The 22,510-nt window shown below is 52.7% G+C and carries 21 protein-coding genes; 14 read left to right on the top strand and 7 right to left on the bottom strand.

Annotated elements, in window-relative coordinates:
* Positions 1 to 29 precede the first annotated feature (29 nt).
* The 6 genes from K0I63_RS13990 (at position 30) to K0I63_RS13965 (ending at position 5,844) form a co-directional block, all read left to right on the top strand.
* The gene (locus K0I63_RS13990) at positions 30 to 800 is read left to right on the top strand and encodes a Na(+)-translocating NADH-quinone reductase subunit C (protein ID WP_220071951.1); all 771 of its coding nucleotides are present in this window, start codon (positions 30 to 32) and stop codon (positions 798 to 800) included.
* A gap of 1 nt (position 801) precedes the next feature.
* Positions 802 to 1,425, top strand: coding sequence for an NADH:ubiquinone reductase (Na(+)-transporting) subunit D (locus tag K0I63_RS13985; RefSeq protein WP_011866503.1), 624 nt, complete (start codon positions 802 to 804; stop codon positions 1,423 to 1,425).
* A 4-nt stretch (positions 1,426 to 1,429) separates the two neighbouring features.
* Positions 1,430 to 2,038, top strand: coding sequence for an NADH:ubiquinone reductase (Na(+)-transporting) subunit E (gene nqrE / locus K0I63_RS13980; protein WP_011866502.1), 609 nt, complete (start codon positions 1,430 to 1,432; stop codon positions 2,036 to 2,038).
* 41 nt (positions 2,039 to 2,079) lie between these two features.
* Complete coding sequence (gene nqrF, locus K0I63_RS13975) at positions 2,080 to 3,297, top strand: NADH:ubiquinone reductase (Na(+)-transporting) subunit F (protein WP_011866501.1); 1,218 nt, start codon at positions 2,080 to 2,082, stop codon at positions 3,295 to 3,297.
* A gap of 148 nt (positions 3,298 to 3,445) precedes the next feature.
* Positions 3,446 to 4,216, top strand: a complete 771-nt coding sequence (locus K0I63_RS13970; protein ID WP_220081434.1) for a hypothetical protein — start codon at positions 3,446 to 3,448, stop codon at positions 4,214 to 4,216.
* Between the two features lie 560 nt (positions 4,217 to 4,776).
* Positions 4,777 to 5,844 carry a M43 family zinc metalloprotease gene (locus K0I63_RS13965; protein WP_220081433.1) on the top strand — a complete coding sequence of 356 codons (1,068 nt, stop codon included), beginning with the start codon at positions 4,777 to 4,779 and terminating at the stop codon, positions 5,842 to 5,844.
* Between the two features lie 82 nt (positions 5,845 to 5,926).
* Here the strand turns inward: K0I63_RS13965 and K0I63_RS13960 are convergent, their stop codons facing one another.
* Positions 5,927 to 6,277 carry a putative quinol monooxygenase gene (locus tag K0I63_RS13960; protein ID WP_220081432.1) on the bottom strand — a complete coding sequence of 117 codons (351 nt, stop codon included), beginning with the start codon at positions 6,275 to 6,277 and terminating at the stop codon, positions 5,927 to 5,929.
* 192 nt (positions 6,278 to 6,469) lie between these two features.
* On the opposite strand from K0I63_RS13960, the gene K0I63_RS13955 reads away from it, so the two are divergent.
* Both K0I63_RS13955 and K0I63_RS13950 read left to right on the top strand, forming a co-directional pair.
* Positions 6,470 to 7,048 (top strand): Crp/Fnr family transcriptional regulator, encoded by a 579-nt coding sequence (locus K0I63_RS13955; protein WP_220081431.1) that lies wholly within the window; start codon positions 6,470 to 6,472, stop codon positions 7,046 to 7,048.
* Between the two features lie 227 nt (positions 7,049 to 7,275).
* The gene (locus tag K0I63_RS13950) at positions 7,276 to 7,788 is read left to right on the top strand and encodes a YgjV family protein (protein ID WP_220081430.1); all 513 of its coding nucleotides are present in this window, start codon (positions 7,276 to 7,278) and stop codon (positions 7,786 to 7,788) included.
* A gap of 94 nt (positions 7,789 to 7,882) precedes the next feature.
* Here the strand turns inward: K0I63_RS13950 and K0I63_RS13945 are convergent, their stop codons facing one another.
* The 4 genes from K0I63_RS13945 to K0I63_RS13930 form a co-directional block, all read right to left on the bottom strand.
* Entirely contained in the window at positions 7,883 to 9,319 is a 1,437-nt protein-coding gene (locus tag K0I63_RS13945; protein ID WP_258406876.1) for a DUF3300 domain-containing protein, read from the bottom strand.
* Positions 9,320 to 9,485: 166 nt separating this feature from the next.
* Complete coding sequence (locus K0I63_RS13940) at positions 9,486 to 10,916, bottom strand: ATP-binding protein (protein ID WP_220081429.1); 1,431 nt, start codon at positions 10,914 to 10,916, stop codon at positions 9,486 to 9,488.
* Between the two features lie 17 nt (positions 10,917 to 10,933).
* Positions 10,934 to 11,614, bottom strand: a complete 681-nt coding sequence (locus K0I63_RS13935) for a response regulator transcription factor (RefSeq protein ID WP_220042982.1) — start codon at positions 11,612 to 11,614, stop codon at positions 10,934 to 10,936.
* Positions 11,615 to 11,636: 22 nt separating this feature from the next.
* Positions 11,637 to 11,954: a PepSY domain-containing protein gene (locus tag K0I63_RS13930; protein ID WP_220081428.1), complete on the bottom strand. Its 318-nt coding sequence runs from the start codon at positions 11,952 to 11,954 to the stop codon at positions 11,637 to 11,639.
* Positions 11,955 to 12,216: 262 nt separating this feature from the next.
* Here K0I63_RS13930 and K0I63_RS13925 point away from each other — a divergent pair, with 262 nt between their 5' ends.
* From K0I63_RS13925 to K0I63_RS13910, 4 genes are all read left to right on the top strand, one after another.
* Positions 12,217 to 13,197 (top strand): choice-of-anchor H family protein, encoded by a 981-nt coding sequence (locus K0I63_RS13925; RefSeq protein WP_258406875.1) that lies wholly within the window; start codon positions 12,217 to 12,219, stop codon positions 13,195 to 13,197.
* Positions 13,198 to 13,350: 153 nt separating this feature from the next.
* Entirely contained in the window at positions 13,351 to 14,136 is a 786-nt protein-coding gene (locus K0I63_RS13920; RefSeq protein WP_258406874.1) for a cytochrome b/b6 domain-containing protein, read from the top strand.
* A gap of 245 nt (positions 14,137 to 14,381) precedes the next feature.
* Positions 14,382 to 14,912, top strand: a complete 531-nt coding sequence (locus K0I63_RS13915) for an outer membrane beta-barrel protein (RefSeq protein WP_011866488.1) — start codon at positions 14,382 to 14,384, stop codon at positions 14,910 to 14,912.
* Between the two features lie 296 nt (positions 14,913 to 15,208).
* Positions 15,209 to 17,647 carry a TonB-dependent receptor gene (locus K0I63_RS13910; protein WP_220081427.1) on the top strand — a complete coding sequence of 813 codons (2,439 nt, stop codon included), beginning with the start codon at positions 15,209 to 15,211 and terminating at the stop codon, positions 17,645 to 17,647.
* A 69-nt stretch (positions 17,648 to 17,716) separates the two neighbouring features.
* Here K0I63_RS13910 and K0I63_RS13905 read toward each other — a convergent pair whose 3' ends face one another.
* A complete protein-coding gene (locus tag K0I63_RS13905) occupies positions 17,717 to 18,562 on the bottom strand; it encodes a sulfotransferase domain-containing protein (protein WP_220081426.1) in 846 nt (281 codons plus the stop codon).
* 225 nt (positions 18,563 to 18,787) lie between these two features.
* On the opposite strand from K0I63_RS13905, the gene K0I63_RS13900 reads away from it, so the two are divergent.
* On the top strand, positions 18,788 to 20,125 hold the full coding sequence (locus K0I63_RS13900) for a M20 metallopeptidase family protein (RefSeq protein ID WP_220081425.1): 1,338 nt from the start codon (positions 18,788 to 18,790) through the stop codon (positions 20,123 to 20,125).
* Between the two features lie 123 nt (positions 20,126 to 20,248).
* Here K0I63_RS13900 and K0I63_RS13895 read toward each other — a convergent pair whose 3' ends face one another.
* Positions 20,249 to 21,055, bottom strand: coding sequence for a molybdate ABC transporter substrate-binding protein (locus K0I63_RS13895; protein ID WP_220081424.1), 807 nt, complete (start codon positions 21,053 to 21,055; stop codon positions 20,249 to 20,251).
* A gap of 438 nt (positions 21,056 to 21,493) precedes the next feature.
* Between K0I63_RS13895 and K0I63_RS13890 the strand changes: the two genes are divergently transcribed.
* Positions 21,494 to 22,081, top strand: coding sequence for a lipid-binding SYLF domain-containing protein (locus tag K0I63_RS13890; protein ID WP_011866483.1), 588 nt, complete (start codon positions 21,494 to 21,496; stop codon positions 22,079 to 22,081).
* Positions 22,082 to 22,510 lie beyond the last annotated feature (429 nt).

Below are 22,510 nucleotides of genomic sequence, written 5' to 3'. Positions count from 1 at the left end.
GAGCGCGCCACTATGGAGAAGCAACGCTAATGGCATTTAAGAAAGATACCGTTGTGGGGACCATGATCTTCACACTAGTCCTCTGCCTCTCTTGTTCTTTTATGATCACAGGAACGGCCGAGGTACTCAAAGAACGTAAGTTGGTGAAGAAGCGCGACGAGCTTAAGCGCAACGTCTTGCTGGCCGCCGATATCGATATCAGCGGCGACAAAGATTTTCGCGCCATCTTCGAGCAGTCTGTGAAGCCTCTGCTGGTGGAGCTGGACACTGGAGTTATCGATAGCCAGGCGAACGTGCTGGATTTCGACGACCGCATGGCGGCCATCAATCCGCAGACCTCGAGCAAGCCTAAGAAAGATATCGCCAAAATCAAGACCCGCGCCAATCAGGCCCGCGTGTTCAAGGTGTTTGACGACAAGGGCGAGCTGCACGCCGTGGTGCTGCCTATCTATGGCAAGGGGCTCTGGTCGATCATCTATGGTTATGTGGCGCTCAAGCCAGACTTGAACACCATAGAAAACGTGGTCTTCTACGAGCATGGTGAGACACCGGGTATCGGCGACTTCCTCGACGACAAGGCCTGGACCGACAAGCTTAAGGGCAAGCAGCTGTTTGATGAGAAGGGACAGGTTTCCTTCAAGGTGGTCAAGGGCGGTGCTAAGGCCGGCGATCTCCATGGTGTAGATGCCGTGAGCGGCGCGACCATGACGGGACGCGGCGTACAGCGTGCCATGCAGTTCTGGTTTGGGGTCGAAGGTTATCAGACCTTCCTTCACAAGCTAAAAGCGTCGGAGGTTTAAGATGAGTAAGAGTATGACGGCGACCCGGGACATTCTAACCGGCCCGATTTTCGCCAATAACCCCGTGGCCATGCAGGTGCTGGGGGTCTGTTCGGCGCTGGCGGTGAGCAACTCAATGCAGACCGCATTGGTGATGACCCTGGCGGTGACCTTCGTGTTGGTCTTCTCCAACCTGATCATCTCCAGCATCCGTAACTTTATTCCTAACAGCGTGCGCATCATCGCTCAGATGACGGTGATCGCATCCCTGGTGATCATCGTCGACATGGTGCTGCAGGATGTGGCCTACGAGCTGTCGCGTCAGCTGTCGGTGTTTGTGGGCTTGATCATCACCAACTGTATCATCATGGGCCGCGCCGAAGCCTTCGCCATGAAGATGCCGCCGCATCTGGCTGTGGTGGATGCCATGGGCAACGCCATGGGTTATGGCGTTATCCTGCTCAGCGTCGCCTTCGTGCGTGAGCTACTGGGCGCCGGCACCCTGTTTGGCCATGAGATCTTAAAGACGGTCGAGAACGACGGCTGGTATCTGGCCAACGAGATGTTTAAGTTGCCGCCGAGTGCATTCTTCCTGATTGGCTTACTGATCTGGGCCATCAATGTTATCCAGCGTAAGCGAGGTTAAGGCTATGGAACACTATATCAATCTCTTTGTTCAGGCCGTCTTTATCGACAACATGGCGCTTTCCTTCTTCATGGGCATGTGTACTTTCCTGGCCGTGTCGAAGAAGGTATCGACCTCCTTCGGTCTGGGTATTGCGGTTATCGTGGTGATGACACTCGCGGTGCCGCTGAACCAGCTTATCTACTCCAAGGTGTTGGCGCCGGGCGCCCTGGCCTGGGCGGGCTATCCCGAGCTGGACCTGAGCTACCTTAAGCTCATCACCTTCATCGGGGTGATCGCGGCTTTGGTGCAGATCCTGGAGATGTTTCTGGATAAGTATATTCCTAGCCTGTACGACAGCCTGGGGATCTTCCTGCCGCTACTGACGGTGAACTGCGCCATCTTCGCCGGGGTGATCTTCATGGCTAACCGCGACTACACCCTGGGTGAGTCTGTGGTGTTTGCCACCGGTTCAGGCCTTGGCTGGGCGATGGCCATCGTGCTGCTGGCGGGCCTGCGTGAGCGGATGAAGTTTCACGCCATTCCAGCCGGGCTGCAAGGTGTGGGTATCACCTTTATTACCACGGGCCTGATGGCATTGGGCTTTATGTCTTTCTCCGGCATCTCGCTGTAACGGGCGTGCTAGTGTCAGTGCATTAAGAAAAGGGTTATTAGATGGAAATGGCAATAGGCATAGGCATGTTCACCATAGTGGTGTGTGTGCTGGTGATGGTGATTTTAGTCGCCAAGAGTAAGTTGGTGATCAACGGTGACGTGAGCATCCGCATCAACGACGATGATGACAAGAGCATAACCACGGCGGCAGGCGATAAGCTACTGGGCGCCCTGGCGAGCAAGAATATCTTTATTCCTTCGGCCTGTGGCGGCGGCGGTACCTGCGGTCAGTGCCGGGTAAAGGTCAAGTCGGGTGGCGGCGATATCCTGCCGACCGAGCGTGACCATATCAACAAGAAAGAGGCCAAAGAGGGTTGTCGTCTGGCCTGTCAGGTGGCGGTGAAGACAGACATGGAGCTTGAGCTGGAGGAGGAGATCTTCGGCGTCAAGAAGTGGCAGTGTGAGGTGATCTCTAACGATAACCAGGCCACCTTCATCAAGGAGCTGCTGCTCAAGTTGCCCGAAGGGGAAGATGTGAAGTTCAAGGCGGGCGGATATATTCAAATTGAAGCGCCGGCTCACGAGGTGAAATACAGCGATTTCGATATCCCGACCGAATACCGTGACGACTGGGAAAAGTATGGCCTGTTCGATCTGGTCTCGACCGTAGAGGAAGATGTGCTGCGCGCTTACTCCATGGCCAACTACCCGGATGAGAAAGGGGTGATCATGCTCAACGTGCGTATCGCCACCCCGCCATCAGAAGGGCTGCCACCGGGTAAGATGTCCTCTTACATCTTTAACCTCAAGGCGGGCGACAAGGTCACCATCTCTGGGCCATTTGGTGAGTTCTTCGTTAAGGAGACGGACGCCGAGATGGTGTTTATCGGTGGTGGTGCCGGCATGGCGCCGATGCGCTCACACATCTTTAACCAGCTTAAGGGTGAGCAGACCAAGCGTAAGATGACCTTCTGGTACGGTGCCCGTTCACGCCGCGAGATCTTCTATCAGGAGGAGTTCGACGCGTTGGCGGCGGAAAACGATAACTTCGAGTGGCACGTGGCCCTGTCGGATCCGCTCCCAGAGGACAACTGGGACGGCTACACAGGCTTCATCCATAACGTCCTCTATGAGAACTACCTGAAGAATCATAAGGCGCCGGAAGACTGTGAGTTCTACATGTGTGGCCCTCCGATCATGAACTCCTCGGTGATCAACATGCTGGAGAGCTTAGGGGTTGAGCAGGAAAACATACTACTGGACGACTTCGGCGATTAATCCTTAATCTTTCTATTACAAAAACGCAGCCAATGGCTGCGTTTTTTTATGTCGACGTGGGACAGGTTGCTATTTGATCTGTGTCATAGTGGTCTAGCAGGCTTAGCTTTATATTGTTTTGTTATCTAAAGGTTAACTAAGCAATGATATGAGCAACAAGGCAGATAGCTGCGAGAACAATACACCCAAGAGTACCTATACCATCTCGGCGCGGGGCAAGGCGGATCATCAGTCGGTGATTAAGTTTTTAAGACAACACTTTGCCGCGGTGCCCCTTGGGCAGATTGAGAGTGTATTTGGTTTCGTCGAGCCATCTACCCTATATGGCGGGCGTTTCTATCTGATGCGCCAGCTGTCCGAGCGGGACACGGGCCTGCTGGCGGATCATGGTATTGGGCTTAGAATTCCCTTTACCAACCACTTTGCCACCAAGGAAGAGTTCGACGCCAATCGCGCCTTGCTGGCTAAGTATCATCACAAGCGCAACTCTATTATCTGCACAAACGATGACCTCGCTTACTGGATCAAGCAGGAATTTCCCGACTATGACATCGAAGCCAGCGTGATTAAGAATTTGCTAAAACCCGAGCAGATCGAAGAGGCCTTTGGGCTCTACGACACCCTGGTGCTTCCTATGGTGCTCAACGATGAAGAGGCCTTCTTGGCGGCCTTGGCGCAGAAAGATCGTATTCGTTTGTTTGCCAATGCGGGCTGTGCCTACACCTGCCCGGCGCGAATCTGTTACAAGTCTATCTCTAAGTTTAATAAGGGGCAGGGGGGCGAGTTTAAGTGCTCCCAAGATCTTAAGGCGAGAGAGATGCAGGGCATGATAGATTTCGATCTACAAAGGCTGAGAAACCTGGGATTTCATAAGTTTAAACTGCTCAGGGCGAGGGCCGGTGCTCAGACTGGCTATTAGTGGGTCATGGTCGATAGCAGGGAAGTAAGGCGCTAGACAAGCCCAAATATTTAGCCCATTAGGTCGAGTCGAGTTGCTGGCAAGGCTTTATCTTTAGCGGCGCTTTCTCTTTTTCTGCGTTTTCTATTTGTCTGCGCTTTCTATTTGGCAGAGCGTTATCTTTGGCGACGCTCCTCTCTGATAGTGCATCAGGCGATCGCACTTGTGCTTTCTTATGTCTTTTTAATGTATTTACCTGAATAAAATCAGTTTGATACTATAAATCTTTGCTGACGCCACCTACCACTTAGCCAGCAATATCCCACGTTCAATCAACATACTTCTTTGTCTCTTTAGCTTTGAGTCGAGTTGCCGTTGTGTCACCGCAATCCAGCAGTCTATGTGAAATCACAGATTTACAAAATATTCACATTTGGGTTTACTCCTATTTTTATTTGAGTATATTGTATACAGAATATTTTATCTCAATAGGTAATGTTGTTATTCACCCGAAAGGAAGCGCAGACGCCAGGGAGAGGGCGATTTACCCTAAAAAGCTAACAATAAGAGTGACTAATAACATGACCAACAAATTGACTTTATCTATCCTGGCCGCCCTGTTGACCACTAGCGCAGGCGTTAGCGCCAAGCAGCCCGAGTTTGCCGCCGATCACTGTAAGGCGGGGGAGATCAACGCTCAGCATTATCGTAATTTCCCTGCCGCCGAGGCTGAGGCCAAGGCTCGTCATACTAAGCTGTTTGAACGTAAGCGCGCCATGGCCAAGCCTGGCGATGACGCCAGTGTGGCGACCGGCGATACCCCTTCGGCGCTGGCCCTGTCGACGACCCCAAGTTATGTGATCCCTGTCGTGTTCCACGTGTATGGCACCCAGTTCAATGGCAAGACGGTGACCGATGCGGTGATCATAGATGCGCTCAACAAGACCAACGAAGACTTTCAAGGGCGCACCGCCGATTTCGCCGATATAGATGCAGAATTCCAAGGGGTGAAGCAGGCGCTCAATATCGAGTTTCGCCTAGCCAGTATCGATCCCCAGGGGAATCCCACTTCGGGTATCGTCTATCATCCGGCATCGTCCGGGGCGGGTAACTATTCCAGTTCAGATGTGAAGCGGGATCACTGGGATAACTACAAGTACATGAATGTCTATATTCAGAACGACCTCTATGCCGATGGGGTGACCAACAATTCAGGGGTGGCCTGGTACCCGGATACCACAATGTCAGACGAGGGACTGGCACGGGTGACCTACAACGGCGCCTACCTTGGTAGCAATACCGATGAGAATTTTCGCTCTGTGTTGACCCATGAGTTTGGTCACTTCCTGGATCTGATCCACACCTTCGAAGGCGGTTGTAAGCGTGGCATGGAGCGCCGCTGCGGCACTACGGGCGATGAGAACTGTGATACGCCACAGCAAAACAGTTGGCAGATGAACCCGGGTGATGGCGGCATAGTCAACTGCATGGGACAGACCATCAACTGGCAGAACTTTATGGCCTACTCAGATCAATACGCCAACTTCACCCAAGATCAGGTGGCGCGTATGGTTAATGGCCTCGACAGTCAGGCTCGCGTGACCCTCTGGTCGACGCAAAACCAGGCCGCGACAGGTGTAGCCAACTAATAGCGAAAGCCATGAAAAACGCTTAAAAAAACGCAGCCTAGGCTGCGTTTTTTACCTCTTGAGGCGAGGATTAGGCAAATGGCTAGATAAATACCGGGGCGTCGTATTCGTAGCCCTCGTCGGTATAGGCGGTCACTATGGCATCATCCACCAGGCCTGCGGGGTCGCTTACCTGAGTGTCGAAGAAGTGTTTGATCTGCTGGCGACGGCCGTGAGCCGCCCAGCTTTCGCCATCGGCCCAGATCTCATTGAACACGATAGGGTAGTCGGTGCGACTGGCGCTCGGATGATCTATCTGGCGGGTGAGAATGTACTGAATACAGCCCTGTTCCCGCAGTGAGTCGGGCTCCAGAGCCTTGAGTATTTCGAAGAGTTCGGCGGCTTTTCCCGCCTTGGGACGAAACTGGGCTATCACAAAAACGCGTGTTGACATCTGTGGCTCTCCGCTGGTTAAAAACTTAAATAAAATCATGGATGACCTCTGAGTTTAGCCTAAAAAACGGCGCGGTTTAAAGGAGGCGTTTTACTGATATGCTCATACGTATCTGGCGAAAAGGGCAAGGGTTATTCAGTGTCGTCTGGGAGTGCTATCATCAGGGCCTAAACAGAGCGCAGAGGAAACAGAGTGACACAGAGACCAGCTAATGATGCCCTTAGCATTTTTGCTGAGCGACTAGGTCAGCTTGGGCTGGCGGATAATGAATGTTGTGAGGCGCTGAGTCAGGCCAAATGCATTCGCGCGCCCAGAGGTGAGATACTGCTGCACCAAGGGGCCTGCCAGGAGCATGGTTATTTCATCGTCGGTGGCATCTTGGGCGCTCAGTATTATGGCGATTGTGGCGGCCTGTTTTCGAAGGAGTTTTATTTCGAAGGGGAGCTCTGTCTGCTCTATCACAGCCTGCTGACGGGGGATGCGGCGCCCTATCAGCTGGAGGCGGTGAGTGACGCGACCCTGGTGCGCTTCCCCCTCGCGCAGCTAAAACAGGCCAGCTGGCAAGGCGTGCTGATCGCCTTGCTGAGTCAACAGCTGCTGTACAAGGAGGAGAAGGAGGCCTTCTTACTGCTCAAACGTCCCGAGGAGCGATACCTCTATCTGGTCAACCATAGGCCCATGTGGGTCGAGCGCCTGAGTAACGTGCAGCTGGCTCGCTATATAGGTATTACGCCCGTGAGTCTGTCGCGGCTCAAGGCCAGGCTAGCCTAACCTGAGACTAAGTGATGAGAGGAACGAATGAGAAGTAGTAGTTTAAAAAGACAGATTTATTGCTATAGGTGAAAAGATAACGGTGCGACACTTTCTCTGCCTTGGTTTAAGCTAGTACATATAAGCACCGAAAAGATTCTTCCCGGCTTATCTTAAGTTAATGCACCTTGAATCAAGGCTGAACCATACTAGCGCCATCTTTCGCATGTTGAAATCTTAGGTGGTGTATGTCGCTGTTTCTTCTCTCTCAATGCCTGATCGCCATGGCGATCGTTACAGACATTCTCTCTTTTCAATTCAAGCAGAAGCGCCACATAGTGCTCTGCCTCGCACTGTCTGGGGTATTAATCAGCGCTCATTTTGCGCTGCTGCTCCAGTGGACGGCAGCCGGGCTCATGTTGGTCGCCGCGATTCGCTACCTGGTGACCGTATTTTCGCACTCGCGGCGCCTGCTCTGGCTGTTTCTGGGGATCAATAGCCTGATCGCCCTATTTACCTATGCTGGCCCCCTGAGCCTGATAAGTTTTGCCGGCAGCTGTACTCAGACTATTGCCGCCTTCTGTCCAAGGGATCAACGCCTGAGACAGCTGATGTTAGTGGGCACCAGCATCTGGCTGCTTAACAATTATCTGGTGGGTTCGCCCACGGCTGTGTTGATGGAGCTGTTGTTCATCGGCAGTAATCTGGTGGGCTACTACCGCTTCTATGGCTTGCCGTGGCGCCCTAGGCTGGTAGATTAAGACGCTGGTAGATTTAGGTGAATAGGGGGCGGGATCCGAGTATTGAAATCTGATTCGAGAAAAATGGCGGCGGTGATTGCCACCGCCAATAATGTTAGTTATCATGTTGCTTAGTTCGGCCCTGTTGGTTGTGAGATGAGGCGCCGCGACCGTTATTGCTCTGATGGCTCCTTTCCCGCTGATGGCTCTTCACTTCTCGCTGAGGGCTCATCTCCCGCTGAGGGCTTTTTACTTCCCGCTGAGGGCTCCTTTCTCTTTGGTAGCTCTGGGGCTGATGGCTCCTTTCCCGCTGAGAGCTCATCACTTCTCGCTGATGGCTCTTCATTTCACGCTGATGGCTATCGTTTCGCTGAGGGCTCTTCTCTCTATTCCACTCTTTCGCCCTGTTGTCGGCTTTATTGCTCGATGAGCGATTGGCCTTGTCATTCAGGCTGAGTCGGTCGCGCTTCTCATAATACTTGGTCGGCGTCTTATGCGCGTTTTGATGACGGTCATGCTGGCTGCGGGCATCGCTCAGCTTGTGGCTGAAGTTTTGCTCGCGGCGCTTTTGAACCTGCGCCGCGTTATAGTGCTTGGCCTGACTCGGCTTGGCCTGCTTTGAATTGGAGTAGTGCTCCATGCTGCTATTGTGTTTTACGTCATAGCGGTTAGGACGATACTTGTCGTAGCGGGCCTTCACCTTAGGCGAGCCATAGGCAACACCGTGTCTATGCACCGGCTTGTGGTGCCAACGTTGGGCGCCGCTGCTGGTCACGATTCGGCTGTAAGGGCGGTAACGAGTCGTGTGGTGGTGATGGGTCACCACTATGTGACGCTGACGCCAGCTAAACGCACTGAAGAAGTAGTTAAAGCTGATATGTATGCCGCTGTTGAAGTAGAAGTGTCCCGAAATATGGCCCGGGTAGTAACCGGCGTAATGGGGCGGATAGGCCCAATACACAGGCGGGTAGTTGTACCAGTGCCAATGGCCGTAGACTACTCGGGTGTCATAGTAAGGCACATAGATCACCTCACGCTGCACAGGTTCGATAACGATCTGGCGATTGACCTTAGTGACCTTCATATTCTCCATATCGTCGAAGGCATTGGCGCGCTCGGCCTGTTGTCTCAGGCTCTGAATGCTGTCCAGCACTCGCTCCTCGTCCTGCAAGAAGGCGTCGCCCAGCTTTTGGGTCCACTCTAGGTCATCACTCAGGCGTTGCAGCAGGTCGGGAAAGGCGACCAAGGCGGTGACGCTGGGATCCCAGTCCTGTTTCTCAGCGCGGTTAACCGCCTCAGCGCCTTCTAACGACTTGTTTTTGTTGCGCCAACGATTGGCCTGCACCACCTCTAGCGGATAGGTGGAGGCAATTAAAATGTGGGTGAGTAGGCTGTCGGGATACAGGGCAATGGGGGCCAGCATCTGCGCAAGCTCGGCATCGCTAAACTGGATCTCTTGAACAGCGTCTTCTGCCCGCGACACTGAAGGGGTAAGCAGTGACTGTGAAAGGGCAATGAGCAGGAGCAAAGTCCATTGTCTGATGCTTTTCATAACGTCTCCTAGGCTTATCTGTCATTGGATTTACTCAGATAATAAAAGGCCCAAGATGAACATTAGCTGAAAGCTAAAAATGGGGTAAAAATAATAAATGCGAACCGAGCTGATTTAGGCTTTAGCTCAACCCCGGCTTTTGCTCACGCTTAAGTCTGAACTCTGGCTACTCGGCGAACTGCTGAGGGAAGCTCAGGATGAATTTGGCGCCGCCAAGCGTCGCCGAGCTGTCTATGGTGAGCTCTCCCTGATAGCTCTGCACCAGATCGCCGACGATGGCGAGTCCTATGCCGTGGCCCTTCTCATAGGTATCGGCGCGTCGTCCACGCTCGAGTATGAGCTGACGCTGCTCTGGGCTAACACCGGCGCCGTCATCTTCGACGCTGATGATGAGTTTTCCATTGTCAGCGTCGACGCTCAGCATCACCTTGTTTCTAGCGGCCTTGCAGGCGTTATCCAGCAGGTTGCCCAGCATCTCGGTGAGATCGCTCTGATCGCCGTAGAAGATCTGGTTTTCCTTAGGGGCCTTGCCATAGCTGAGGGCTACCCCGGGATGGATCTTGACCAGGGTGCGCAGCAGCTTGTCGGAGACCAGGCTGACCTTGATCCCCAGGTGCCAGGCGTTACCGGCGGCGCTCTGGGCACGCTTGAGTTGGTGGCCTATGGTGCGATTGATCTGTCCGACCTGCTCAAGTGAGGTGGGGCTGAGATCTTTCTGGCTTTGGATCACCGCCAGTGGCGTCTTGAGGCTGTGGGCCAAGTCAGAGAGGGCATTGCGATATCGACTGCGCTGGCGCTGCTCTGTGCTCAGCAGTGTGTTGAGTTGTTTGGCCACTGCCTGCAGTTCATTGGGGTAATGGCCGCTGAGCTGCTCCGCCTCGCCCCGTTGTACCTGTCCCAGCTCCTCTCTGAAGCGCGCAAGGGGTTTTAATGTCCAGGCCAACCAGGCAAATTGAATAGCCAGCAGTACCAGCATCAACACCACCAGCCAGCTCCACAGATGTTGGCTAAAGGCCTTGAGCTGCTGCGCCACGCCGTCGAGATCTTTGATGATGTGGATGGTGATTGGCGCGCTCTGGCGCTGGGCCTCGCCGGGTGCAAAGCGTACGCTGAAGCTGTAGATGAGATGGGGCTGCTCTTCTAACATCAGCTCGCCAAATTCGCTGCGTCCCACCTTAGGATGGGGCAGGGGAGTCGTGATGTTTAACCCAAGAAAGGAGTTGGATGACCAGAGGGGCTCAAAACTGGCCCGGCGGTCACTTTCAGTTTGGTTGTTACCCTGGCGGTCGCTTTCAGTTCGGTGATCGCTTGCGCTGTCGATCACTGCGTAGAGGCCTGAGCCTATGACATTGAACTGATTTTCCAGTAGCGCCTCTGGCATATAGAGCTTGCCATCGTCCATCTCGGCCACCGCCAGTACAGAATAGAGGTAGGCGCTTAGCTGCTCTCTGACGTTGGTCATTACCTGTTGTTTAAAGGCGTTGTTGAGGGCGAAGCCAATGGTGGGCAGCAGCAGCAATATCAGCAGTAGGGCGCTGAGGATCAGACGAACCCTGAGGGAGTTGAGTTTGCCCTGTGGGGCGCGCTGGCTGCTCATCAGATGGCCTCGAAAGCTTAACTGTTATCCAGTGGCTTGAGGCGGTAGCCTTGGCCACGCAATGTCTCGATAAGACCATACTGGCCGTCTGGGTCGAGCTTCTTACGCAGGCGGCGGATGAAGACCTCGATGACGTTGGAATCTAAGTCGAAATCCTGATCATAGATGTGTTCGATCAATATGCTCTTGGACTTCACCTCGCCGATATGCAGCATGAAATACTCGAACAGCTTGTATTCGGAGCCGCTCAGGCTGACATCCTGGTCGCCAAATTTTATTTCGTGGCTGCTGGTGTTGAGAGAGTAGGGCCCGTTTTGAATCACTGGGCTGGACTTGCCCGCCGCCCGGCGGATCAGCGCCTTGAGCCTGGCGACCAGCTCTTCGGGATGAAACGGCTTGGTCAGGTAGTCGTCGGCGCCGGCATCCAGGCCTTCGACCTTGTCTTGCCAGTTGTCACGGGCCGTCAGGATCAGTATGGGGTAGTCTATTCCCTCTTCTCTTAACCTGGCGATCAGCGCGATACCATCTAACTTAGGCAGTCCCACGTCGATAATGGCGGCGTCGTAGGGATACTCTCGTCCCTGAAACAGGCCCTCTTCGCCGTCGCTGGCGATGTCTAAGGTGTAGTTGGCATCGAGCAGGTGTTGTCTCAAATTTTCCTGAAGGGCTAAATCGTCTTCAACCAGTAGTAATCGCATTGGCGTGTCCTTTCTTAGCAGGTTATTGTCGGCTCATCTGTCCTGTGACGGCGTCGATGGCGACATAAAAGACCACGCCATCTTTACTGAGCAACTTGGCGCGGTAGCCTGGGTTGCCATTGACCCGTGATGATTGCACGCTCAGGACCTTGGCGTTATAGCGCCCCTTTACCATCTGAGTGGCCTGCTGACGATTTTTAACACGTAGATTTTGATTGGTATTTTTCTGAGCTGCCATCAAGATGCTGCTACTGGCCGCCGATATTCCATAGTCCGCACTGTATCCATGTAGGGGAAACAGGAGTGACGCTATGGCGAGCAATATTAGGGCTGGTTTCATCAAAATCACCTGTGTTGAATTCTTCGGACAGTGTAAAAGATCCTATAAAAATAAGAAACATATGCCGCGAATCTCCATGCTCGCCAGGGTAAAGCGGCAAGCGTGCTTTTTCATTGTTATCTTGCGCAGATGAACAAGAGCTGAATGTTTAATTTTTCGCCATCTTGTTGAATAGGCTGATTTTTAATGTTCAGCTTACGTTCATTTTCGATCGCATCTAATGGCCTTAAGCAAGACGCAGTCCATTCTATGGAGATTGATTATGAACAGACTCACGATGAAAACGAGCCAGCAGCTGGCAACTAATACGCCATTAACTAAGACGCTCTCAACTATGACGCCCTCAATTAAGGCCCCCTCTGCTCTGGGTAAGCTGTATAGCGCCATCAAGGCCACCGCCTTGTTGACCATGCTGGGTAGCGGCGCAGCCATGGCGGCAGACAATCTCGGAGAAAATACAGCTCTAGTCGGCTCGGCATCGACCAGCGTAGTGCAGGATGAACAGACGCTGGCCCAAGGTTTTAGCCGCGCCGGGCAGGCCATGACCAGCACGCAGCAGGCGAGCGCCGACCAGCTTAAACAGCAGAAGGTGGAACTTGCCCCGCGTAAGACGCGTGAGCAGGTGATTGCCGAGCGCCAGGCCCTGACACTCAGCGCAGAGCAAGGTTCAGATCAGGCTGGTACTAAGACGCTCAAATCCTCCGCTCAGCGCCTCGAGGCGGGGATCTACCACGAATTTGCTATCTATGAGGCCAGCAGCCGCCTGTTTGAAGATATCGATTATGACGGCTTCTATCGCACCTTCAGCGTGACCTTCGACGCCGACGTCCACAGTTATTATCTGGGTGAGCATGCCAACGTCTATGCCGACCTCTATCTGAGCCGTAATGGCGGCCCCTGGGAGCTGTACCACACCACAGATGTGTTCACCATAGTGGACGATGCCAGCGACGATGATTTTGAGGTGCTTACCACGCTGCATACTGGTTATCCGACGGACCATTATGATGTGTTGATCGATCTCTATGAGGTGGGTTACAGCGATATCGTCGCCACTATCAGCAGCGATGATCTGGATGATCTCTATGGCCTGCCGCTGGAGAGCGCCGATCGCGACCAGTATGTGGTCGAAGAGGTCGTCACCGAAGTCGAGGTGAGTGGCGGTAGCCTCTCTGTGGGCTGGCTGTTCGGGCTACTGGGGTTGGGCTGGTTGAGCCTTATCAGACGCCGCCAGCAGGGTTAACAAAGTCATCGAGATCTTCTTTCGTAGCAAGATTAATTAACCATAAAAAAATTAAGGTTAAGTTGCCTTGCCATGAAGCATATTTCACAAAATTTTGCCCCCAACAGGCGTATATTATTAGCCTCTGGATAAACGTCTGAAATGGGGGAGACGATGCCAAAAGAGGCGATTAATCAAGTGGCTGCCAATCAAGGGGCAGTTAGTCATGAAGGAGTCAGTCAAGAGGTGAAGGTTTACAAGGTGTGGGACAAGCCAACGCGGTTGTTTCACTGGATAAACCTTGGCTTAGTCATGGTGCTGATCTTCATTGGCATGGTGATGTTATTTAAGGGTGATATCGGCATCAGCGGCCTGGAAGCCAAGATTGGCTTGAAGAAACTGCATGTCTGGGTCGGTTACCTGTTTGCCATTAACCTGAGTGTCAGGCTGATCTGGGGTGTCATCGGCAGTCATAGCGCCCGCCTGAGTCAGTTTCTCCCGGATTTCAAGGGGCTGTCTCGCTACAAGGCCAAGCTGGCCAAGGGGGAGTCGCCTCAATATCTGCATCATAATCCCATGGGGCGCTTGGCCATCTTTGCCATGATGCTGCTGTTGGTGACCATAATGGTGACAGGCCTGGTGCGCGCCGGAACCGATATCTATTACCCACCCTTTGGCGGTGCGGTCAGCGACTATATCGCCCAGCCTGGCGTCGATGGTGCCAGCATCAAGCCTTATGACGACACCGGCGTCGATGCGCAGAAGGTGGCGGTATTAAAGCCCTATAAGTCGCTGGCCGGCGAGGTGCATGTGTATAGCGTGTATCTGCTGCTCCTGATGATAGTGCTGCATGTGGCCGGGGTGATAGTAGCCGAGATTAAACATCAGCCTGGCCTAGTGTCGGCGATGATATCGGGTAACAAGCCCCTCAGCGGCCCCGCCGAGGATGAGAAGCACTAACTACGGCAAACAAAGGCGTTAGAAGATTAATTGCCTAAGCCAATGCCATCAGTTAACTGGTTTTAGACGTCGTTGTGAGAAAAATGCAGCCCAGGCTGCATTTTTTATGCCCTGGATTCTACCTATTTGCCGGGCGGACAAAGCTTGGTTGGTTTTTTATCAAAGTGGCAATTAAAGACTTAATTTAATGCGATTTTTGGTCTAGTATGTTAGCTACTTGTAAATGTTTCGTTTCCGGGGGAAGCATGAAGCGCGCATCTATGCTGGCACTGTGTTTGGCGAGTCTTATCGCATCGGGATCTGCGATGGCGGTTGCCGATATTAAGGGGTATTACCTGGGGGCCATGGCGGGTCATTCTACGCTAGAGGCGGGAGAATTTGACGAGTCGGCCATCAGTTATGGTCTCTATGGCGGTTACTATTTCAGTAAAAACTTCGCTGTCGAGAGCACCTATGTTCGCACCGACAACTTTGTCGATGTGGGGGATGTGAAGGCCAATCAGCTGTCTATCGCGGCCAAGTTCCACCACTATTTCAATAATACTTACTCTATGTTCATCAAGGCGGGTATGGCGGCTACTAAGGTCGAGGCCGATCTGGACTACGACGGCAATGGCTGGCTGTGGGGCACTGGCTTTAACATGGCTTTCGACAATGGCATTAACGTGCGTATTGCCTATGAGATGCTCTATACCGATCTCGATGCGACCGGGCTCGATGAGCAGGTGGAAAGCGACTGGGGTAATGTCTATCTAGGCGTGCATTATCAGTTTTAGGCGCTAGATTAACGTTCGGCGTTAGCCCAACTTTAGACTCACGTCCATTTTTAGACTCAGGTCCAATTTTAGATAGTGAATGTCGATAAATAAGATGCAGCCCCAGGGCTGCATTTTTTGCGCTTTAAGTTTGTAAAACGTCATCTAAGGCGTATTTACAATGTAAAAAATCTACAATAACTCCTTCTTAAACAATTACAAAGCTTCTGCTTCTCTCTCCCCTTGGCTTCTCCATATTGAAAGCTTATTGATAATCGTTATCATTTGCGTGCAATTTTTAGGGGAATTCTTAACAAATGAAACAGATGCGCTTATCAGCAGTCGCGCTAGGATGTGCCGTATCCTTATCGGTATCGGCAGAGCAACACAATACCAGTATCGAGCAACAAGCTTCGGCAGAGGTCGAACGCATTACCGTATATGGCCGGCAAAACAAGGTCGTGATGAATTCAGGCCTGGCCACTAAATCTGATATGTCACTCATGGAGACGCCTGCAGCCGTAGTGGTGGTCGATGAGGAGTTGATCACGACCCAGGGGGCAACAGAGCTGCAGGAGCTGCTGCGTAACATCAGTGGTGTGACCCAGGCGGGCAACAACTATGGCATAGGCGACAATATCGTTATCCGTGGCCTGGGGGCGAACTACACCTATGATGGCATGTATGGTGGTGCGGGTCTGGGAAACACCTTTAATCCGACACGCTCATTGACTAATGTCGAGTCGGTTGAAGTGCTAAAAGGCCCTGCAACCGGCCTCTATGGCATGGGCAGCGCCGGCGGCGTGATCAACCTTATTGAGAAGAAGCCTCAGTTTAATGCCAGTCATCAATTCACTGCCGAAGTTGGCCAGTGGGACAGCTATTCACTGGGGCTAGACAGCACAGCAGCATTGACAGATAAGGCGGCCTATCGTTTGGTGGCAAAGCATGCCAGAAGCGAGGGGTATCGAGACATAGGTACCGATAGGGATGAGGCTTACGCTTCATTAAAATATCTACTGAGCGATCAGCAAGATATCATGCTCAGTGCCGCCTACATCAAAGATGCGATAGCGGTAGACTCTATCGGACATCCGATTCGTATTTACAATGCTGCGTCGGTTGGGGGTAAGCCTGCGGGTGAGGTTAGCTGGCAAGATCTTATCAACGATGCCTCTAACGCGGGATTACAGCTGAGCGATGAACAGCGCCATCAACTGGCTGACTCGTTATCTGCCGGTGATGGCCTGACTCCCTATGCCTTCGGTGAGGCTGGGATCATTTCGCCGATGGCGAAGGACAATGAGGGTGAAGAGCTAAGGTTTAAGCTGACCCATAATATCTTTTTCGCTGACAATCTTTTCCTTAATCAGCAGTTGCAGTATCGCGATTATCAGTCGGGATTTGCCCGTCAGACAGGTGCCTATAACTATGTTTATTGGAACCGCAACGGGGTGATCAACAGCGATCCCCGAGCGCCTCTGGTGGTAGATGATCGTCTGTATCCCTTCGCCGCACGTCGCCAGGAGTATCGTCAGGTTCAGGCCGACGAGACTTCGTGGCAGTATTTTGCCGATCTGCGTTATGACTTTAGCGTCGCGGGAATAGATAACGAGCTGTTAGTTAACGCCAATTTTGAAGATCGCAATATTCGCTTCAAGCAATACTCCATCTATGACGCGGACAAGGTGATCAAGAACAAGGCCGGTGAGGTGATCTATCAGGGCCAGCTGCCCTATATTTTCGATATTCGCTCGCCTAATTGGGCACAAGGACAGTTCGAAGATTATGACCCTCTGATGACCAGCAACTATAACAAGAAGGTGCAGGCATGGGGCGTGGGCTTGCAACATGTGGGCTACTTTGATTTTGGTATTACGACGCGAATTGGCGTCGCCTTCAATGACATCTCTCAGCGTTACGAGCATTATGGCGTCGATGCGCGCTACAGCGCCAGTCTCGCACAGCCTACGCCGGAAGCCGATACCTCAGATGATGGGATGACCTATAACTTGGGCATTACCTACATGCCAACCGATGATCTGTCGTTCTTTATCAATCACGCCAAGGGGCGCACCGCCTATAGCGTGCTGGGCAGCCTAAAGGGCGATGGTGCCGATAGAGACGACTCGGAGTCTATCAGCAACGACATAGGAGTACGTTTTAAAGCCTTTGATGATCAGATGCTGGCCTCGATTGTGGTGTTTGAAAGTTCACGAACGAACTTGCAATACAATAACAAGGACTATGAGGCGGGGGTATCGGGCCCAGATGTCGCGCAATATTTCTATGACGGCAAGGAAGAGACCAAAGGGGTTGAGCTGGATCTCAATGCTCACCTTGGTGAGCGCTGGGCGATAAATGTCAATGGTGTCTATCAAGACGCCAGAGACAAGCAAGATCCCAACAGTACTAGCTTCGATACGCGTCAGAAAGGTGTCCCTTATGTGACGGCCAGTACCTGGGTGACCTATGATGCCGACTGGTTTAAGCTGCCGAGTCCGCTCAGTGTCAGCCTGGGCGCAAAATATGTAGATGAGCGCAGCACCCACTCCGCATCGTTTGGGATCCCAGATGGTTATGTGCCCAGTTATACCGTGATGGATGCTGCGTTGAGTTATCAGGCAGACAGTTGGACAGTGCAGCTGAATGTGAATAACCTGCTGGATGAGGACTATTATGAGAAAGCCATGTTCCTCGGCGGTATGCCTGGCGCCGAACGCAACGCTAAGCTGAGCCTCAGCTATCGTTTATAACTGGCCCTGTTATCAGCTAGATAGGTAATAAAAAACGCAGCCCAGGCTGCGTTTTTTTGTGGGTAAATCCTAGCGTAATTTACCCGGCAGATATTTGAATCTCGCCATCTGCTCGCCGTGGTGCTCAACGATTTTTGCCACCTGCTCGTCGCTCAGTACCTGACGCCACTGGTTCTTGCTGCCTTGGCGGAAGAAAGACTTGGCATTTTCATGTTTCTCCACAAAGCCGCGTTTGCTTTCCTGGGCCTTAAGCTGGGCGAAGGAGGAGTGCTTGATGGCGTTCTTGAGGCGATTGGGGTCTTTCTTCAGGCCGAGGAAAGATTCTATCTTGCGAAACACCTTCTTAGGGTCATCTAAGATATCTTCGTAGCGCAGCACCAGCTTGGCCTCTTCTGGGTTTTGAGTCCAGCTGGAGACATGCATTGACCATGAGGTGATCACCTGTGGCACGTTTTCGGGCTCGTTGGGGGTGCCTGTCATCTCTTCTGCCATGTAGGCGATGGTCTCATCTATGCTGTAACCGAAGTAGTTGGCCATAGAGACGGTGACGTCTAAGGGGTTTCGCACTATGTAGATGGAGCCCGAGGTCACCGAAGAGTTATGCAGCGGATATTCTTTATAGGTGCCCAGATAGTTATGGGTCTTCACGAAGGTGGTGCCGTGAGCCTGCATGGCAATGTCGGCTTGTACCGCGGGCCTGAGGGCGCAGATCTCATCCAGACTGAGGTCTATCGTCTTACGGCCATCTTGCAGGCGCGCTTGAAAGCGGTGCGCTGCCGACTCGGCGGTCGAGATCTTGTGCATGGTGTTGATGTCGACCCCTTGCTCGGCGTTCTGGATATAGTTTTCAAGGAAGGCGCGAACCCAGGTGTTGCCCGATTTGGGATAGGAGGCGACCCAAAGAATATTCCCCATCAAAAAGTCCTTTCATTATTCTTGTGACTAGCTGGACGTATGCGTGTCCGGGTGTACAGGCATATGAAACTACCGATTTGCCGGGCAAATGGCAAGGGAGAGGCAAAACTCTCTTTTGTCTCGCCGGTGGTGCATGGGATATAGAATAATGGCTAGATTGGTTTCCGCCCTAAGAGTCGCTATGCTGAGCACCTAGTGGAAAAATTTTAGGCAATGGAGTCAAGCATGTTACGCCAGATCATTCATCAATCCTGTTTAGTGGGCGCCCTGGTTGCCCTCGGCACCAGCCAAAGCCTCTGGGCCCAAGACGAGGCGCTGTCGCAGTCGGTCAAGCAAGCCATGCCGGCGCTCTCCAGTCTCTATCTCGAGCTGCACCAAGCTCCCGAACTTTCTTATCATGAGCAACAGAGTGGAGCGAGGATGGCGGCCGAGTTCGAGGCCTTAGGTATAGAGGTGACTCGGGATTTTGGCGGTCATGGCGTGGTTGGCATCTACCGTAACGGTAAGGGCCCCACCGTGATGATCCGCGCCGATACCGATGCATTGCCGATTGTCGAGGAGACGGGCAAAGCCTACGCCTCTAAGGTCACCACCCTTGATGCCCAGGGCAATCAGGTGGGGGTGATGCATGCCTGTGGCCATGATGTGCACATGACCAATCTGGTGGGCACTGCGCAGCAGTTGATTCAGCAAAAAGATAAATGGCAGGGCACCTTGATGCTGGTGGCTCAGCCTGCCGAAGAGGTGGGGGGCGGTGCCAAGGCGATGCTTAAACAGGGGCTGTTTAGCCAGTTCCCGACACCCGATCATATTCTTGGGCTGCATGTCAGCGCCTCGGTACCTGCGGGGAAGGTGGCCATCGCCCCGGGCTATGCCCTGGCGAACGTGGATTCGGTGGATATCAGCGTGAAGGGGCGCGGCGGTCACGGCGCCTATCCCCATACCACGGTCGATCCTGTGGTCTTGGCGGCGCGCATAGTGCTTGCTTTGCAGACTATCGTCAGCCGGGAGGTCTCGCCATTATCGCCCAATGTGATCACCGTGGGTTCGATTCACGGCGGCTCGAAACACAACATCATAGGCAACGAGGTGAAGCTACAGCTGACGCTGCGCTCGTACGATCCTAAGGTGCGCGAGCAGCAGATCGCCGCCATCGAGCGACTCACTAAGGGGATCGCCATTAGTGCGGGACTGAGCGAGGCCGAGTGGCCTGATGTGTATGTGCATCAGGAGGAGAGCATTCCATCGACCTACAACGACCCGGAGCAGACAGCTAAGGTCAGGGCCAGCATCGCCAAGCAACTGGGGGATGATAATGTCTTGGAGGCATCGCCTGTGATGGCGGGAGAAGATTTTGGCTTGTATGGCTTAACGCCCGCTAAAAAGCCTATCACCCTGTTCTGGTTAGGCGCTGTGCCCGTGGCAGATTATGCGGCCAGTCAGGTATCGGGAGCGAGTCTCCCCTCGCTGCATTCCAGCAAGTTTGCGCCGGATTACCCCGTCGCCATCGAGGCGGGAGTGCAGGCGATGAGCCGTGCGGCCTTGGATCTGTTTAAGGAATAGCGCGTTAACGGGTCGATATTTAAGAGCACTAGAAGTGTTTAAGGTAGGGCTGGCATGTGCCAGCCCTTTTTGCTGTAAGGACTTAGTTGCTAAGGAAGCGGAGTTGTTAGGACTGAGTCGTTGCTAGGGCAAGGTTGGGGTGTCGAAGCCGTAGCTGGCCAGAATTTTTTGCCCCTGTGGCGACAGGATAAAGAGTGCCAGATCCGCTGCATGGGGCTGCGCATCCTGAATGACGGTCAGGCCGTAATTAGCGCCGACGCTGAGGTTTTCAGGTAGCTGCACTATCTTGAGGGGCTTGACCTCTTTCTGCGCCAGCACGGCGTTGGTGCAGTAGGTGAGGAAGATATCCGCCTGCTTGTTCTCCATTACCCAGCCGTAGGGATTACGGCCTTTCGGTGGCTTAGCGCTGTCCGGACCGCCGGTTAGCTTAAGTGCCTTGGCTTCCAGCTGCTGCTGGGCGCCGGATGAGATGGCCTCGGCGCGCTCGAACACCTTAAAGGCATAGTCACCGGCGGGGTCTGCCTTAGGGGTAGAGGTGCCAAGGCGTATCTTGCTATTGAGCATCTGGGTCAGCAGAGTCTCGCTTGAGAGTTCGACCTCTGGCTGCGCCAGGGCGCAGAGCTTGTTACGGGCAAACATCACCACATCGCCGCTGCGGGAAGCCTGGCTCAAAGTAGTAGGATGTTTCATGTTGGCCGAGGCAAAGAGATCCACCTTCTCACCGGACTCGATACGCGCTCTAAGCAGTCCAGATGGAGCAAACTGAGGGGCAACCTCACTATGGCCCTTGGCCTGATAGGCGCCAATCACCTCTGTCATGGCGGCCTTGAGGCTGCCGGCGGCGCGAAATTCGATGGGCGCCTCATGGGCCGTCACCTGAGCGCTCATGCCTGCGATGAAAAGCGTGCCTAGAAACCACTGATATTTCATGATTAAAATCCCTGTTTGTCATAGATTGGCCTATCAAACCCGAGATTTCGCCCCTGGGCAATAGACGGATTTAGCCGGCAAGTTAACTTGCTACAGGGATCGCTGAATTAAGTGGTGGGCGAGACAAAATGTCGCGCCTTGGATTGACCAAGTTATGGATGGCGAACTAATGAACAGTCTTTATCAACCACTGCTTAGCTTTCCCTTATTCTCAACATTTTTTAGTTTCGACATCGCTTAGTCTTAACATCCCTTAGCCTTAACATCTCATGTTGGCTAAGTGAGCAAATTGGTGGTGGCGCTTGCATCGGCAGGGTCTCTATAGGGCTTATATTTCTGGATGAATTTTGTGCAACACCAATTTGATTTATTGGATTTTCACTTCTATAAATTAGTGTTATTTCAAATATTAATGCTGAAATGAATGAGGGGAAAAGGATGTTTACATTGTCGATGAAAACGCCATTTATGGCGGCTATCTTGGTTACACTCATTGCCGGTTGTGCCACAGGCAATACGCCCGAGGCGAAGAAGGAAAATGCCCGTAAGGAGACCCAGGAGGCCCTTGCGAGTATCTACGCCGAGCATCCAGCTGCCAAATCGGCCGTGGCGAGTTCGATTGCTCACGTGGTCTGTACCGGCAGCAACAGTTATCTGTTTGCGCTATCGACGGGTGGTGGCATCTGCGTGCTCAGTGAAGGCGGCAAGAACAGCTACTATCGCTTCGCGACGGGCGGCGTTGGCGCCGGGATTGGCTGGAAACAGGTGGCTTTCGTGCAAGCCTTCATGAAGCCAGATGCGCTGCAGCGATTCAAGGACTCTGGTTATGAGGGTCAGGCCCAAGCCGAAGCCAGCGCTAAGTATGAGGAGAGTGGCGATCAGATGTCGGCCAATCAATCTGCGGATCTCGATGGGGTGAAAACTTATCAGATCAACTTGATGGGGGCGGCGGCGCAGGCGACGGTGCAAGGCTATAAATACTGGCCGACAGACTTTACCGATGACTTCATCGAGAAAGATAAGTAGCGGCTTTCTGTCCAAGACAATCGCCAGTCTGACTGGCGATTGCAGGCGAGCTTGATTAACTCCCACTCTTAGTAATCAGTTTTAGCTTTAGCGCTAGCGTTAGATTTAGCTCTAACTCTAGTGTTGGCCTAGCGACAGCTATTTAACTGACTACTCGTTTCGTTTTATTCACCCATTTAGTTCATCCCGATTAGTTCATTCCCTTTCGCTCATCCATACGCTTGTATCGACTCTGGCTAATTGCCTTAGATGTTCCATCACTCAAACTATCTGCACTACTAATACACTTTAGGTTTATCTATTATTTAATCGGGTAGATTTGCTGCTGAGCTCTCACAGTTGACCATCTGTTTTGCATTGTTTTAATGCCTGGATATATTACGCGGCAATAAAATATTTTATTAAAATTCAATTGGTTAAATTTATTTT

The sequence above is a fragment of the Shewanella rhizosphaerae genome, from assembly GCF_019457655.1.
GTDB classification, from domain to species: Bacteria; Pseudomonadota; Gammaproteobacteria; order Enterobacterales; family Shewanellaceae; genus Shewanella; species Shewanella loihica.
This window is presented reverse-complemented; position numbering and strand designations above follow the sequence as displayed.